Here is a 15,269-nt window from a genome sequence, read left to right on the forward strand (position 1 = left end):
GAACGACGCCCATGACCGCTCCAGCGAACGACCACCCGACCAGCGCCGAGGACGAGGTCGTGCAGCTGTGTTCGGAGCTGATCCGGATCGACACGACCAACACCGGCGACCCCGAGACCCTCGCCGGTGAGGCCGAGGCCGCCGACTACGTGGCGGACAAGCTGCGCGAGGTCGGCTACGACGTCGAGCTCGTCGAGTCCGGCATGCCGAAGCGGATGAACGTGATCGCCCGGCTGGAGGGCGCCGACCGCACCCGCGGCGCGCTGCTGATGCACGGCCACCTCGACGTCGTGCCCGCGGACGCCAGCGAGTGGTCGGTGCACCCGTTCTCCGGCGCGGTCCAGGACGGCTACGTCTGGGGCCGCGGCGCCGTCGACATGAAGGACATGGACGCGATGATGCTGGCGGTCGCCCGCCGCTTCAAGCGTGAGGGCGTCGTCCCGCCGCGGGACATCGTGTGGGCCTTCGTCGCCGACGAGGAGGCCGGAGGGAAGTGGGGCGCGCAGTGGCTGGTGGAGAACCGGCCGGAGCTGTTCGAAGGCTGCACCGAGGCCGTCGGTGAGGTCGGCGGGTTCTCCCTGACCCTCGGTGAGGACCGGCGGGCGTACCTGATCGAGGCCGCGGAGAAGGGCATCGCCTGGATGCGGCTGCGGGCCAAGGGCAAGCCCGGCCACGGCTCGTTCCTGCACGACGACAACGCCGTCACCATCCTCGCCGAGGCCGTCGCCCGGCTGGGGAACCACACGTTCCCGCTGACGATCACCGACACGGTGCGGGCGTTCCTGGACCGGATGACCGAGTTGACCGGCGTCGAGTACCCGGAGGACGACCTCGAGGGTGCCCTGGCCAAGCTCGGGCCGATCTCGCGGATCATCGGCGCGACCGTCCGGGACACCGCGAACCCGACGATGCTGAACGCCGGGTACAAGGCCAACGTCATCCCGTCGACGGCGGAGGCGGTCGTCGACTGCCGGGTGCTGCCGGGCCGCGAGGAGGCGTTCCTGCGCGAGGTCGATGAGCTGCTCGGCCCGGACGTCGAGCGGGAGTGGGTCACCGACCTGCCCGCCGTCGAGACGCCGTTCGCGGGCGCGCTCACCGACGCCATGCAGGCCGCGCTGCGCACCGAGGACCCGACCGCGGAGATCGTGCCTTACATGCTCTCCGGCGGCACCGACGCGAAGGCGTTCTCGACGCTGGGCATGAGGTGCTACGGCTTCGCGCCGCTGCGGCTGCCCCCGGAGCTGGACTTCGCGTCGTTGTTCCACGGCATCGACGAGCGGGTCCCGGTGGATGCGCTGACCTTCGGCACGCGGGTGCTCGACCGCTTCCTGCGTACGGCGTGACGCGGACGCCGGCCGGGCCCGGCGCCCCGCCCGGCTACGCTCCGTGACGGCACCGGCCACCGGGTGGCAGGGTGGAGGCATGGATCTCTCGGGCAAGGTGGCCCTGGTCACCGGAGGAGCATCGGGCATCGGCGCGGCGGCGGTCGACCGGCTGGTTGCGGCGGGTGCGCAGGTCGTGGTCGTCGATCGCGACGCCGACGGCGCCGCGGCCGTCGCGGCGAAGGCCGGTGGGCTCGCCCACCCCGCCGACGTCACCGATCCGGCGGCGATGCCGGCGGCGGTCGCCGCGGCGGAGGGGCGCTTCGGCCGGCTCGACGTCGTGCTGCTCAACGCCGGGGTCACCGCCGGTCAGTCCGGCGTCGAGGACCTCGACCTCGACGGCTACCGGCGCATCGTCGGGGTCAACCTCGACCACGTGGTGTTCGGCCTGAACGCCGCGGTCCCCGCGCTGCGCCGCGCCGGCGGCGGTCACGTCGTGGCGACGGCGTCGCTCGCCGGGCTGATCGGCCTGCCCGGCGACGCGCTCTACACCGCCACCAAGCACGCCGTCGTCGGCTACGTCCGGGCCGCGGGTCCGGCACTGGCGGGCGAGGGCATCCGGGTCACCGCCGTGTGCCCGGGGTTCGCCGACACCCCGCTGATCGGGCACGTCCGCGCCAGGTTCGGCGACTTCCCGTTGCTGACCGCCGACGACGTCGCCGCCGGGATCGAGCGGATGCTCGACGGCGGCGAGCCCGGCGAGTGCTGGTACGTCCAGCCCGGCCGCGAGCCCGCGCCCTACGGGTTCCGGGGTGTGCCCAGCCCCCGCGGGGCGGGCACGCCGCCGGAGTTCGGCCGGCACGACACCCGAGGGCGGACCGCGCCTTGACCTGAACGGCGGTGCAGGTCTCATCATGGGGGCATGGCCGAGCTGAACCACACCATCGTCCACTCCCGCGACAAGGACGCCGGGGCGGCGTTCCTGTGCGAGATCCTGGGGCTGCCCGGGCCCACGTCGTTCGGGCCGTTCCGGGTCGTCCGGGTCGCCAACGGCGTCGACCTCGACTACCTGAACGCCGACCCCGACACGATCGTCACGCAGCACTACGCGTTCCTCGTCTCCGACGACGAGTTCGACGCCGCGTTCGACCGGATCACCGCACGCGGCGGGCAGTACTGGGCCGACCCGGGCGGCACCCGCCCCGGGGAGATCAACACCCACGACGGCGGGCGCGGTCTCTACTTCGACGACCCGTCCGGGCACCGGATGGAGCTCATCACGGTGCCCTACGGCGGCGCGCGCTGACCGGTCCGTCCGTGCGGGGTCAGAAGGTCGGTTCCGGCAGCAGCTCCTGCCGGGCGCCCAGCCGCCGGCGCAGCACGATCTTGCGCACCCCTCCGGGGTAGAGGCGCAGCCGGGACAGTTCCCAGCCGGAGAACTCGGCCTGGATCGCCAGCCGCACCGACGCCGTGAGCCGGGAGACGTCCCCCTCGATGCGCACCGGGCGGTACTCGTACCGGTCGTCGGCCCAGCCGTCGCCGTCCCGAGTCCCGGCCACCCGATTCCCGGCGGCGGAGTCCTCCGACCCGTTCCCAGCGCCCTCGGTCATGGTTGCCTCCCGGTCGTGCCGTGCTCGTCGGTGCCCACCGGGTGAACGGTGGGTGTCGCGTCGGGCATCCCCACTGTAAGGGGCACCCCGCCCGGAGGGGAGGCTCAGACGGGGTCGCTCACGTCGTCCAGCGCGGTGCGGATCTCGGCCGGCAGCACGAGGTCCTCGGTCGCCAGCGACGCACGCAGCTGTGCGGCGTCCCGCGCCCCGACGACGGCGGAGGCGACCCCGGGCCGGTCCCGCACCCAGGTCAGCGCCACCGACAGCGGCGAGGTGCCGAGCCCGTCGGCGGCGGTGAGCACCGACTGCACGATCCGCGCCGAGTGCTCGGTGCGGCGGGTCTCCACGTACGACGCCAGCAGTGGACTCGCGCCCCGCGAGTCCGCCGGCGTGCCGTCGGTGTACTTGCCCGTCAGCACGCCCCGGCCGAGCGGGGCCCAGGCCAGCAGCCCGAGGCCGTGGTGCCGGGCGGCGGGCAGGAGCTCGGCCTCCGGCTCCCGGGCGAGCAGCGAGTACTCCACCTGCGCCGACACCGGGCGGCAGACGGCCGGGTCGGGCCCGGCCGTGGCGCTGCCCGCGACCGTGGCCAGCTGCCAGCCCGCCGGGGCGACCAGCCCGGCGTAGCGGACCCGTCCGGAGTAGACGGCGACCTGCACGGCGGACAGCGTCTCGTCCAGCGGCACCCGGGGATCCCAGCCGGGGAACTGCCACAGGTCCAGGTACTCGGTGCCCAGCCGGCGCAGCGTGCGGTCCAGTGAGCGCAGCAGCGCGGTCCGCGAGGCCCGCTCACCGGTGTCGGGGGTCGCCGTGCCGCGCCCGGCGAGGACGATGTCGTCGCGACGCACGGTGCCCCGCAGCAGCCCGCCGAGCACCTGCTGGGCGGCGCCGTCGCCGTAGTCCTCGGCGGTCTCGACGAATGTCCCGCCGGCGTCGATGAACGCCCGTAGCTGGTCCGCCGCGTCGGCGGGGCAGGTGTCGTCTCCCCAGGTCATCGTGCCCAGGCCGACCCGCGACACCTCGAGGCCGCTGCTGCCCACCGGTCTGCGTTGCACGGTCGCCGAGCCTAGGCGCGCAGGCCCGTCGGACCGGTGAGGGCGCGCAGAGTGACGCCCGTCTCGGCGAGTACGGTGACGGCCCGTGATCACCCAGGAGCCGAGCCACCAGGGCCGGGACACCCCCGACCGGGACACCCCCGCCCGCGGCCGCGACGGGAGCCGGTCGTGAGCTGGATCGAGGTCGTCGTTCTCGGGATCGTCCAGGGGCTCACCGAGTTCCTCCCGGTGTCCTCCTCGGCCCACCTGCGGATCGTCTCCGCGGTCGGATTCGGCCGGGACCCGGGCGCGGCGTTCACCGCCGTCACCCAGATCGGCACCGAGGCAGCGGTGATCGTCTACTTCGCCAAGGACATCTGGCACCTGTTCATCACCTGGGTGCGCGGGTTCGGCAACGCGGAGGTCCGCGCCACCGACGACTACCGGCTGGCCTGGCTGGTCATCATCGGCTCGGTCCCGATCGCGGTGCTGGGGGTGCTGTTCAAGGACCAGATCGAGGGCGTCGCCCGGAACCTGTGGCTGGTCGCGGTCATGCTGATCGTGTTCGGTGCCCTGCTCGGGCTGGCCGAGCGCTTCGGCTCACAGGTCAAGCCGATGGAGAAGATCACCTGGCGGGACGGTGTCCTGCTCGGTCTCGCCCAGGCCATGGCGCTGATCCCGGGTGTCTCGCGGTCCGGCGGCACGATCACCGCCGGCCTGTTCCTGGGCCTGACCCGGCCCGCGATCGCGCGGTACTCGTTCCTGCTGGCGATCCCGTCGGTGTTCGGGGCCGGCCTGTTCACCCTGCCGGACGTGTTCGCCGGTGACGGCCCGTCCGGACCGCAGATGCTGGTGGCGGTGGTGGTCGCGTTCGTCGTCGGCTACGCGGTGATCGCCTGGCTGCTCCGGTTCGTGCAGAACAACACCGTCTACGTGTTCGTCGCGTACCGGATCGCGCTGGGTGTCGCCCTGCTCGCCGCCCTGTCGCTCGGCGCGGTCAGCGCGTACTGACCGGCGCCGCGCCGCGTAGCCTCGGTCGGCGTGACGACCTTGATCCTCCTGCGGCACGGCCGGTCCACCGCGAACACCGCGGGCGTGCTGGCCGGGCGTACCCCGGGCGTGGAGCTCGACGACCGCGGACGGGAGCAGGCCGCGGCCGTCGTCGACCGCCTCGCGGCCCTCCCGATCGCCTCGGTCGTGACCTCCCCGATGGAGCGGTGCCGCCAGACCGTCGCGCGGCTCGCGGCGGCCCGCGGGCTGGAACCGGTCGTCGAGGACGACCTGGCCGAGGTCGACTACGGCACGTGGACCGGGCAGAAGATCACCGACCTGCTGAAGGAGGACCTGTGGAAGGTCGTCCAGGCGCACCCGTCGGCCGCGACCTTCCCGGGCGGCGAGTCCCTGGCCGGGATGCAGGCCCGCTCGGTCGCGGCGATCCGCCGGCACGTCGCCCGGGTCCGCGCCGAGCACGGGGAGGACGCGATCCTGCTGGCCTGCAGCCACGGCGACGTGATCAAGGCCGTCCTCGCCGACGCGCTGGCCACCCACCTCGACAACTTCCAGCGGATCGTCGTCGACACCTGCTCGGTGAGTGTCGTCACCTACACCGAGCTGCGGCCGTTCGTCGCGCGGATGAACGAGCAGTCCGGCGACGTCGCGAGCCTGATCCCCAAGCCGAAGCCGAAGCCGGCCGACGGCGAGGAGCAGCCGGTGAGCGCCTCCGACGCCGTGGTCGGGGGATCCACCAACGCCTGAGGTGGAGTGATCCACCTCGCATCGTCGCGATGACGGCACCCGCGGGTGACCGCGGGGATGCCCCCGGAGCCGGATACGCCTACCCTGGGAAGGGTCATGGCACGTGTCATCCACGTCTTCCGCCGACCCGACCGCTTCGTGGCCGGGACCGTCGGCGAGCCCGGCGATCGCGCCTTCTACCTGCAGGCGATCGAGAGCAGCCGGACGATCAGCGTCCTGCTGGAGAAACAGCAGGTCTCGGTGCTGGCCGAACGCATCACGGCGCTGCTCGGCGAGGTGTCCAAGCGCTTCGGCGAGGACAACCTCCTCGGCACGACGGTGGCCACCGGCTCGTCGGACAACGACCCGCTCGCGGTCCCGCTGGAGGAGGAGTTCCGGGTCGGGACCATGGGTCTGGGCTGGGACGCGGACTCGAGCTCGATCGTCGTCGAGCTGCTCGCGGTGACCGAGGAGGAGATCGACGAGTCGGTCGTCCTCGACGACACCGAGGAGGGCCCGGACGCGCTGCGCGTGTTCCTGTCCCCGACCGCGGCGAAGTCCTTCGCCGAGCGCGCCGAGAAGGTCGTCGACGCCGGCCGAGCGCCGTGCCCGCTGTGCGCCGAGCCGCTCGACCCGGAGGGCCACGTCTGCGTGCGCCTCAACGGCTACCACGACCGCAACCCCGTGGCCGGGACGGAGTGACGCTCGACCTGCGCGATCCGGCCGTCCCGGAGATCCTCCTGCGTGGCCGCATGGAGATCACCGGCCGGATGGTCGACGCCTCCAACGCGACCCTGTTCGGCACCGTCTCGCTCGACGGGGTCGACCTGCGCTGCGTGTACAAGCCGGTGCGCGGCGAGCGTCCGCTGTGGGACTTCCCCGACGGCACGCTCGCCGGTCGCGAGGTCGGCGCGTACCTCGTCTCGCAGGTCTCCGGGCTCGACGTCGTGCCGCCCACGGTGCTGCGCGAGCAGGCCCCGTTCGGCACCGGCATGGTGCAGGCCTGGGTCTCCTCCGGCGACGAGAGCGCCCTGTCCGAGCACCCCGGCGACGGCACGGACGGCGACACGGACGGCGACACGGACGGCGACACGGACGGCGAGCAGGCCGGTGACATCACCGAGGAGACCATCCAGCTCGCCACCGAGTCGCTGGTCGAGCTGTGCGAGCCGCACGAGATCCCGAGCGGCTGGCTGCCCGTGCTCCGTGCCCGCGACGGCGCCGGGGACCCGGTCGTGCTCGTCCACGCCGACCACCCGCAGCTGCGGGCGATGGCGCTGTTCGACGTCGTCGTCAACAACGCCGACCGCAAGGGCGGGCACGTGATCCTCGCCGGTGACGGCGGGGTCTACGGCGTGGACCACGGCCTCACCCTGCACAGCGAGCCGAAGCTGCGCACCGTCCTGTGGGGCTGGGTCGGCGACGAGCTCGGCGAGGAGCACCTGGCCGCCCTCAAGGAGCTGCGCGCCCGGCTGGCGGACTCGTTCGCCGACGTCCTCGGCGAGCACGTCACCCGCCGCGAGGTCGCGGCGCTGCGCTCCCGGATCGACCACCTGCTCGCCGAATCGCGCTTCCCCGGCCCGGACGGCTACGGCCCGGCCATCCCCTGGCCCGCCTTCTAGCCCGCCATCTCCAGGACGCCGAGCCGCTGCGTCGCGCGGGTCATCGCGACGTAGAGGTCCGCCGGGTCGGCCGCCCGGATCCGCTCCGGGTCGACGATCACCACGGCGTCGAACTCCAGGCCCTTCGACGCCGCCGGGGTGAGCACCGGCACGTCCTGCGCACCGACGTCGGTCCCGGCCGGGACGATCACCGCGACCGTGCCGCGTCCGACACGGGCCCGCTCGTCGGCGACGGCGACGAGCACCGCGTCGGCCAGCCCGGCGGCGGTGGCGGTGCGGGTCCACGGCTGCTCGCCGGTGCTGCGCACCGACTCCGGTGGGCGACGGTCCGGGGCGTAGGTCGCCAGCACCTCCGCGGCGGCGTCCATGATCTCCGACGGCGTCCGGTAGTTCACCGTCAGCGTGCGGTGCGTCCAGCGCCCGGCCAGGTGCGGGGCGAGCACGTCGTCCCAGGCCCGGGCACCGGCCGGGGCACTGCGCTGGGCGAGGTCACCGACCGCGGTGATCGACCGCGACGGGCAGCGGCGCAGCAGCACGTGCCAGTCCATCGGGGACAGCTCCTGCGCCTCGTCGACGACGAGGTGCCCGTAGCGCCAGTCCCGGTCGCCCGCCGCGCGCTCGGCCACCGTCATCGGCACCCCGGCGACGTGCCGGCTCGCCAGCATGTCCGCGGTCACGAAGTCGGTGGGCCGCAGCTCGTCGGGGTCCTCCCCGGCGAGGGTCCGGTCCGCGGAGTCCAGCACGGTCAGGACCTCGGCGGCGTAGGCGGCGTCCGGCTCGGGGGCTGCGGCGGGGGAGTCCTCGGGTACCGGGCCGAGCAGCTCGGCGAGCTCGTCGAGCAGTGGGGCGTCGGCCACCGTCCACGGTGTCCCCGGCGGGCGGCGCAGCGCGGACAGGTCCCGTCCGTCGCCCGCGGTGGCCAGCCGGTCCGGGTCGGCGTAGAGCTCGGCCAGCGCCCGCTGCGGGGTCAGCACCGGCCACAGCGACTCGACGGCGGCGTGGAACCGCGGGTCGGTCCGCACACCGTCACGCAGCTCGGCGCGCATCTCGGCCGAGACCTCGGCCGCCCCGGCGGGCTCGATCTCCGGGATGTTCAGCCCCGCCAGCAGCTCCGCGAGTTCCGGCGGGTCCTCCAGCCCGACCTCCAGCCGCTCCAGGCCCTGGTCGACGAGCAGCCGCCCCAGGGTGTCACGGAAGGTCGTGCGGGCCTCGTTGTGCGGACGGCCGGTGGCGCGGGCGCGGCCGCGCGCCTCGGCGGCCAGGGCCGGGTCGATCTCGACGGTGACGTCGTCCATCTCGATCGTGATCGGCCGCCCGGGCAGCTCCTGCCGGTCGTCGACGGCCCGGCGCAGCACGTCGATCATCGCCAGGTCGCCCTTGAGCCGGGCCGTCTCCGGCGGGTCGGTCGCCTCCGCGACGACGCCGTGCGCGAGGCGCCCCGGGGTGGTGAACACGACCGCGGACTCGCCGAGTGCGGGGAGTACGCCGCCGACGTAGTGCACGAACCCCGCACTCGGCCCGACGACGAGCACGCCGCTGCGGGCGAGCCGGTCGCGGTGGGTGTAGAGCAGGTAGGCGATCCGGTGCAGCGCGACGGCCGTCTTGCCCGTCCCGGGGCCGCCCTCGATCACGACGGTGCCCGACAGCGGCAGCCGGATGATCTCGTCCTGTTCGGACTGGATGGTGGTGACGATGTCGCGCATCCGGTCCCCGCGCGGCGCGGTGAGCGCGGCGAGCAGTGCCGGGTCCGACGCCGACGCGGGGTCGGCGTCGACCGGGACCGCATCGGTGAGCAGGTCGTCGTGGTACGCGGTGACCCGCTCGTGCGGTGCGGTGCCCGTGACCTCGTAGTGCCGGCGCCGGGTCACCCCCAGGGGCGAGACCGGGGTGGCGCAGTAGAACGGCCGCGCGGCGGGTGCCCGCCAGTCGACCAGGGCGCTCTCGCCGTCGGCGGGGTCGGTCAGCCCGATCCGGCCGACCCGGGTCGGGTCGGCGCCGTCGGCGTGGTCGAGCCGCCCGAAGCACAGGCCGGAGCGGGCGGCGGTGAGCGCACGCACCCGCTCCTGCCAGCGGTGCACCGAGACGTCGCGTTCCCAACGGGCGCTGAGCTCCTCGCCGGCCCGGGTGGCCTGGGCGCCGCGGGAGCGTTCGGTGGCCGCGGTGAGCTCGTCGTCGAGCAGGGCGTGCAGCCGGCGGAGCCGATCGGTCTCGGCGGCGAGTTCGGCCTCGTACGGGGAGCGGGGACTTGACGGGCGGGGGGCTGGTGTGTCCTTGCCCCTCGTGTTATGCTGAACCTGCATGGATTTTTTCTCAGATTCGAAGCGCACCCCTTAGGTTAGCGCGTCTCCGCCGTCCTGTGCACCTTTCTCGCGCGACGATCGTGTACCAGTGATGCGGTCTCGCGCGCTGCGGTCGCCGTCAGCCTCGCGGGCGCGGGCGCGGTCGGGGGAGGCCGACCCCCTCAGCGGGACGGGTTACGGTCGGGCCCATGACGCCGCCCGAGCCCCGGCGGATCACCGTCCCCGGCACGACGCTGCCCGAGATCACACTGTCCGTGCACGACACCGGCGGCGTCGGCAGCCCCGTCCTGCTGCTGCACGGCTGGCCGGACCGGGCCGCCCTGTGGTCCCACCAGGCCGCGGCGCTCGCCGGGGCCGGGTACCGCGTCGTCGCCCCGGACCTGCGCGGCTTCGGCGACTCCGACCGGCCCGCCGAGGTCGAGCACTACCCGATGCGGGCACTGGTCGCCGACGTCCTCGGCGTCGCCGACGCGCTCGGGATCGACCGCTTCGCCCTCGCCGGGCACGACTGGGGCGCCTCGCTCGGCTGGGCCGTCACCCTCGCCTCGCCGCGGGTGACCCGCTACACCGCGTTCTCCGTCGGGCATCCCGCCGCGTTCGCCACCGCGGGGTTCCGGCAGAAGGCGATGTCCTGGTACATGCTCTGGTTCCAGTTCCCCGGCGTCGCTGAGCAGGTGATGCCGGCCGAGGACTGGCAGTTCCTGCGCGGCTGGCTGCACGCGACACTGCCCGACGGGCACCCGATGGCCGCGCGGCACGTCGCCGACCTGTCCCGGCCGGGTGCGCTCACCGCGTCGCTGAACTGGTACCGCGCCAACGTCGACCCGGCGAGGTTCGTGCCCACCACCATGCCGGAGCCCCCGCGGATCACGGTGCCGACGATGGGGGTGTGGAGCGACGGCGACCTCGCGCTCACCGAGGGGCAGATGCGGGGGTCATCGGCCTACGTCGACGACTTCCGCTTCGAGCGCGTCGAGGGCTGCGGGCACTGGATCCCGGAGGAGGCGCCGGAGGCCGCGAGCGCGCTGCTCCTGGACTTCCTCGCCGGCGGCCGGGAAGGGTGACCGAGGGGACAGCCGTCCCTCGCTGCGCGGCCGGTGGCCGCGTGCGGTTCCCCCATGATCGGGGAGGCATCAGCTATAAGGGGTAGCGATGCCAGAGGTACGGAAGCGCTACGACCGGGAGTTCCGTGACGGAGCGGTCCGGGTCGTGGAGGAGACGGGCAAGCCGATCGCCCAGGTCGCCCGTGACCTGGGGGTCAACGAGGGCACGCTGGGCAACTGGGTGGCCCGTGCACGAGAGGCCCGCGAGGACACCGAGGGCCTGTCTCGCGGCGGCGTCGAGGAGCTCAAGCGGCTGCGCGCGGAGAACGCCGAGCTGCGGATGGAGCGTGATGTCCTCAAGCGATCCGTGGTCCTGTGGGTCAAGGAGGCGACGAAGTGAGCGTGGCCCGTTTCATCGCCGACCAGAGGACCTTCCACCGGGTGCCGCACACGCTGGCCTGCGCCCTGTTGGGGGTGTCGATCTCCTGGCTGTACAAGTGGCTCGACCGCGCCGCGCGTTCCGACGGTGGTGCCACCGCGACCGAGAAGCGCCGCTGCGCGTTGGACGCCGCCGTGGCCGTGGCGTTCGACGACGCCCAGCGGCTACACGGCTCACCCCGTCTGCACGCCGACCTGTGTGAGGCCGGATGGCGGGTGTCGGAGAAGACCGTGGCGGACTCGATGCGCCGCCAGGGCCTGGTCGCCCGCCGGATCAAGCGGCACAACGGGCTGACCCGCCAGGACCGCACGGCGCCGAAGTTCCCGGACCTGCTTCGTCGGGGTTTCACTGCGGCCGAGCCGAACCGCAGATGGGTCGGGGACATGACCGAGATCCCCACCGCGGCCGGGAAGTTGTATCTGGCCACGGTGATCGACCTGTACTCGCGGCGGCTGCTCGGCGCGGCCACGGGGCTGCACCCGAACGCCGAGCTGGCGTGTGCGGCGATCCGGATGGCGGTGGCGGCCCGCGGCGGGGCGGACCGAATCGCCGGGGTGATCTTCCACACCGACCGCGGGTCGACCTACACCGCGGGCGCGTTCACCGCTCTGTGTCGGCGGCTCGACATCCGTCAGTCGATGGGCCGGGTCGGGTCGTGTTTCGACAATGCCGCGGCGGAGGCGTTCTTCTCCAGCCTGGAGTGGGAAGTGCTGTCCCGCAACGACTTCGACACCATCAGTAGGGCGCGGGCGGCGGTCATCGACTGGTGTTACGGCTTCTACAACCACCGGCGGCGACACAGTGCCGCCGCCGGGCTCTCACCGATCAACTACGAGAACGCCGCCCTCACCCGAGACGCGGCATAAGAACCCTCCACGATCTCGGGGGAACCGCAGCGGGCCAGGATGGGTCGGGTACAGCGGCGTCGCAACGACACGGAGGAAGCACTGATGGCGGAGAAGAGCCGGATCGGGGTCACCGGGCTGGCGGTGATGGGAGCCAACCTCGCCCGCAACATGGCCCGCCGTGGCTTCCCGGTGGCGGTGCACAACCGCACCACCTCGAAGACGACCGAGTTCATGAAGGACTACGGCGACGAGGGCGCCTTCACCGGTGCCGAGTCGCTGAAGGAGTTCGTCGACGCCCTGGAGACCCCTCGCAAGATCGTCGTCATGGTGAAGGCCGGCAAGCCGGTCGACGCCGTCATCGACGAGCTCGCCCCGCTGCTCGACCAGGGCGACATCATCATCGACGCCGGCAACTCGCACTTCCCCGACACCGACCGCCGCGCCGCGTACTGCGCCGAGCGCGGGCTGCGCTTCATGGGCATCGGTGTGTCCGGCGGCGAGGAGGGCGCCCTCAACGGGCCGAGCATCATGCCCGGCGGCCCGCAGGAGGCCTACGCCGAGGTCGAGGAGATCCTCACCGCGATCGCCGCGAACGTCGACGGCACCCCGTGCTGCACCCATGTCGGCCCCGGCGGCGCCGGGCACTACGTCAAGATGGTGCACAACGGCATCGAGTACGCCGACATCCAGCTCATCGCCGAGGCCTACGACCTGCTCACGCACGTCGCCGGGCTGTCCGCGCCGGAGATCGGGAAGATCTTCGAGGAGTGGAACACCGGCGACCTCGAGTCGTTCCTGATCGAGATCACCGGCATCGTGCTCGCCAAGACCGACGAGAAGACCGGGAAGCCGCTCGTCGACGTCATCGTCGACCAGGCCGAGCAGAAGGGCACCGGTCGCTGGACGGCCATCGACGCCCTCGACCTCGGAGTGCCGCTGACCGGCATCACCGAGGCGGTGTTCGCGCGGACGCTGTCCAATCTGCGCGACGAGCGCAAGGAGGCGTCGACCACGCTCGGCGGCCCGACCCCGGGCTCGGGCGCGAACCGCGAGGAGCTCGTCGAGGACATCCGCCAGGCGCTCTACGCGTCCAAGATCGTCGCCTACGCCCAGGGCTTCGCGCAGATGCGTGCCGCCTCCCGGGCCAACGACTGGGACCTCGACCTCGGTGCGATGGCCCGGATCTGGCGCGGCGGCTGCATCATCCGGGCCCAGTTCCTGAACCGGATCACCGAGGCCTACGAGTCGCACCCGGACCTGGACAACCTGCTGATGGTCCCGTACTTCACCGAGGCCGTGGCGAACGCGCAGGACGCCTGGCGGCGGGTCGTGGTGACCGCGACCGAGCAGGGCGTGGCGATCCCCGCGTTCTCCTCCAGCCTGTCCTACTACGACGGCTACCGGCGCGAGCGCGGTCCGGCCAACCTCATCCAGGGGCTGCGCGACTACTTCGGTGCCCACACCTACGCGCGCACCGACGCCGACGGCACGTTCCACACCCGCTGGAGCCAGGACGGCAGCGAGGTCGCCACGAGCTGACCCCGCGGTCCCCGCCCGGGCTCAGCTCCGGGCGGGGACCGGGACCGCCACGTCGGCCTCGTCGTCGACGTGGTGGTACTTCCCGCCGCGCAGCGCGCTCGCCACCGCGGCGACCAGGCAGGCGACGGCGGCGAACCCGAGGGCGAGGGTCAGCCCGTCGGCGAACGGGCCGGAGATCAGCTGCGGGAAGAACTGCCGTCCGGTCAGGTACGCCGACTGCGTGGGCGTCAGCGCCCCGAGGACCTGCGGACCGAGCAGCGTCGCGATCGGGTTGTAGCCCAGCAACGCCGCGAACAGGATCCCGACCGGCGGCAGCGCCGAGACCCGGTCCGCCGCGAGCTCCGGCACGCCCTGGGCCATGAGCCCGTCGTGCAGGGACGTGGGCAGCGTCGTCGACAGGCCCGCGATCAGCAGGGAGAAGAACACCCCGATCGACAGCACCGTCGCGGCGTTCTGGAACGTCGAGGTCATCCCGGCCCCGGCGCCGCGCTGGTGAGCCGGCAGCGAGTTCATGATCGCCGCCCGGTTCGGGGAGCTGAACAGGCCCATCGCCAGGCCGTTGAGCGCCAGCAGCACCGCGAAGGCCCGGTAGTCGAAGTCCACCGGCAGCGCCAGCAGCGCGAGGAACGTCGCGGCCGCGCCCACCATCCCGACGGTGGCGAAGGCGCGGGCGCCGTAGCGGTCGGACAGGACACCCGACACCGGCCCGGCGACGAGGAACCCGATCGTCAGCGGGACCATGTAGATGCCCGCCCACAGCGGCGTCGTCTCGAACGGGAAGCCGTGCTCGGGTAGCCAGATGCCCTGGAGCCAGATGATCAGGATGAACTGCAGCCCACCGCGGCCGAGCGCGGCCAGCAGGCTCGCGAGGTTGCCCGCGGTGAACGCGCGGATCGAGAACAGCGAGACGTGGAACATCGGCTCGGCCACGCGACGCTCGATCCAGGTGAACAGCGCCAGCACCGCGATCCCGCCGCCGATCAGGCCGAGGACGAGCGGGCTGGTCCAGCCCATGACGTCGCCGCCGTAGGGCTGGATGCCGTAGGTGATGCCCATCAGGACGGCGACGAGCCCGACCGCGAACGTCAGGTTGCCCCACCAGTCGATCCGCGCCGCGCGACGGGCGCCGGTGTCGCGGAGCCGGGCGTAGGCCCATACCGTCCCGAACACCCCGACCGGTACCGACACCAGGAACACCAGGTGCCAGTTCACCGGGGCGAGCACCCTGCCGACGACGAGCCCGAGGAACGAGCCGGCGATGGCCGCGACCGAGTTGATCCCGAGCGCGAGCCCGCGCTGGTGGACCGGGAAGGCGTCGGTGAGGATCGCGGTCGAGTTGGCGAGCAGCAGCGCACCGCCGACGCCCTGCAGCACGGAGAACACCGTGAAGACGGCGAAGCCCAGGTTGTACATGCGGGTACGGCCGTACATGTCGCCGAGCCGGCCGAAGCTGACCACCAGCACCGCCGTGACGACCAGGTACCCCATGATCAGCCACAGCAGGTAGTCGATGTCGTCCGGCGCCAGCGGATCGATCCCGATGCCGCGGAAGATGTCCGGCAGTGCGATCAGCAGGATCGACATGTTGATCGTCACGATCAGCACGCCCATCGTGGTGTTCGACAGTGCGACCCACTTGTACCGGTCGACCGGTCCCGTGTTGTTGAGCATCGCTAATTAAAGTACTCTCCGGTGCGGGTTCGCGCTACGGTCTCGCCCGGCTCGTCCGGTCCGTCCCGATCCTCTCTCGGGTAAAGGAACTCCCAGGTCGGGCGGGGTCT

15 protein-coding genes are annotated in these 15,269 nt (G+C 72.8%); 11 read left to right on the forward strand and 4 right to left on the reverse strand.

Features of this window, described 5'->3' with window-relative positions:
• The first annotated feature begins 11 nt into the window (after window positions 1-11).
• From XF36_RS04085 to XF36_RS04095, 3 genes are all read left to right on the forward strand, one after another.
• The gene (locus XF36_RS04085; RefSeq protein ID WP_060710942.1) at window positions 12-1,343 is read left to right on the forward strand and encodes a M20/M25/M40 family metallo-hydrolase; all 1,332 of its coding nucleotides are present in this window, start codon (window positions 12-14) and stop codon (window positions 1,341-1,343) included.
• A gap of 79 nt (window positions 1,344-1,422) precedes the next feature.
• On the forward strand, window positions 1,423-2,211 hold the full coding sequence (locus tag XF36_RS04090; protein WP_060710943.1) for an SDR family oxidoreductase: 789 nt from the start codon (window positions 1,423-1,425) through the stop codon (window positions 2,209-2,211).
• Window positions 2,212-2,244: 33 nt separating this feature from the next.
• A complete protein-coding gene (locus XF36_RS04095; protein WP_060710944.1) occupies window positions 2,245-2,628 on the forward strand; it encodes a VOC family protein in 384 nt (127 codons plus the stop codon).
• A 19-nt stretch (window positions 2,629-2,647) separates the two neighbouring features.
• Here the strand turns inward: XF36_RS04095 and XF36_RS04100 are convergent, their stop codons facing one another.
• Together XF36_RS04100 and XF36_RS04105 are read right to left on the reverse strand one after the other, a co-directional pair.
• Window positions 2,648-2,932 carry a DUF5703 family protein gene (locus XF36_RS04100; RefSeq protein ID WP_060710945.1) on the reverse strand — a complete coding sequence of 95 codons (285 nt, stop codon included), beginning with the start codon at window positions 2,930-2,932 and terminating at the stop codon, window positions 2,648-2,650.
• A 104-nt stretch (window positions 2,933-3,036) separates the two neighbouring features.
• A complete protein-coding gene (locus XF36_RS04105; protein ID WP_060710946.1) occupies window positions 3,037-3,984 on the reverse strand; it encodes an aldo/keto reductase in 948 nt (315 codons plus the stop codon).
• A gap of 168 nt (window positions 3,985-4,152) precedes the next feature.
• On the opposite strand from XF36_RS04105, the gene XF36_RS04110 reads away from it, so the two are divergent.
• From XF36_RS04110 to XF36_RS04125, 4 genes are all read left to right on the forward strand, one after another.
• Window positions 4,153-4,974 (forward strand): undecaprenyl-diphosphate phosphatase, encoded by an 822-nt coding sequence (locus XF36_RS04110; RefSeq protein ID WP_060710947.1) that lies wholly within the window; start codon window positions 4,153-4,155, stop codon window positions 4,972-4,974.
• 30 nt (window positions 4,975-5,004) lie between these two features.
• Complete coding sequence (locus tag XF36_RS04115) at window positions 5,005-5,718, forward strand: histidine phosphatase family protein (protein ID WP_060710948.1); 714 nt, start codon at window positions 5,005-5,007, stop codon at window positions 5,716-5,718.
• Between the two features lie 96 nt (window positions 5,719-5,814).
• Complete coding sequence (locus tag XF36_RS04120) at window positions 5,815-6,399, forward strand: DUF3090 domain-containing protein (protein WP_060710949.1); 585 nt, start codon at window positions 5,815-5,817, stop codon at window positions 6,397-6,399.
• Between the two features lie 50 nt (window positions 6,400-6,449).
• Entirely contained in the window at window positions 6,450-7,319 is an 870-nt protein-coding gene (locus XF36_RS04125; protein WP_060714409.1) for an SCO1664 family protein, read from the forward strand.
• Here the strand turns inward: XF36_RS04125 and XF36_RS04130 are convergent.
• Window positions 7,316-9,619, reverse strand: a complete 2,304-nt coding sequence (locus XF36_RS04130; protein WP_145981247.1) for a UvrD-helicase domain-containing protein — start codon at window positions 9,617-9,619, stop codon at window positions 7,316-7,318. The genes XF36_RS04125 and XF36_RS04130 overlap by 4 nt on opposite strands.
• A gap of 188 nt (window positions 9,620-9,807) precedes the next feature.
• Between XF36_RS04130 and XF36_RS04135 the strand changes: the two genes are divergently transcribed.
• From XF36_RS04135 to gndA, 4 genes are all read left to right on the forward strand, one after another.
• Window positions 9,808-10,683 (forward strand): alpha/beta fold hydrolase, encoded by an 876-nt coding sequence (locus tag XF36_RS04135; RefSeq protein ID WP_060710950.1) that lies wholly within the window; start codon window positions 9,808-9,810, stop codon window positions 10,681-10,683.
• Between the two features lie 88 nt (window positions 10,684-10,771).
• Window positions 10,772-11,062 (forward strand): transposase, encoded by a 291-nt coding sequence (locus tag XF36_RS04140; RefSeq protein WP_060710840.1) that lies wholly within the window; start codon window positions 10,772-10,774, stop codon window positions 11,060-11,062.
• Complete coding sequence (locus XF36_RS04145; protein ID WP_060710839.1) at window positions 11,059-11,967, forward strand: IS3 family transposase; 909 nt, start codon at window positions 11,059-11,061, stop codon at window positions 11,965-11,967. The genes XF36_RS04140 and XF36_RS04145 overlap by 4 nt, the downstream gene beginning before the upstream one ends.
• Before the next feature lie 84 nt (window positions 11,968-12,051).
• On the forward strand, window positions 12,052-13,488 hold the full coding sequence (gene gndA, locus XF36_RS04150) for an NADP-dependent phosphogluconate dehydrogenase (RefSeq protein ID WP_082375150.1): 1,437 nt from the start codon (window positions 12,052-12,054) through the stop codon (window positions 13,486-13,488).
• A 21-nt stretch (window positions 13,489-13,509) separates the two neighbouring features.
• Here the strand turns inward: gndA and XF36_RS04155 are convergent, their stop codons facing one another.
• Window positions 13,510-15,159, reverse strand: coding sequence for an MFS transporter (locus XF36_RS04155; protein ID WP_060710952.1), 1,650 nt, complete (start codon window positions 15,157-15,159; stop codon window positions 13,510-13,512).
• Window positions 15,160-15,269 lie beyond the last annotated feature (110 nt).

The organism is Pseudonocardia sp. HH130629-09 (assembly GCF_001294645.1).
GTDB lineage: Bacteria > Actinomycetota > Actinomycetes > Mycobacteriales > Pseudonocardiaceae > Pseudonocardia.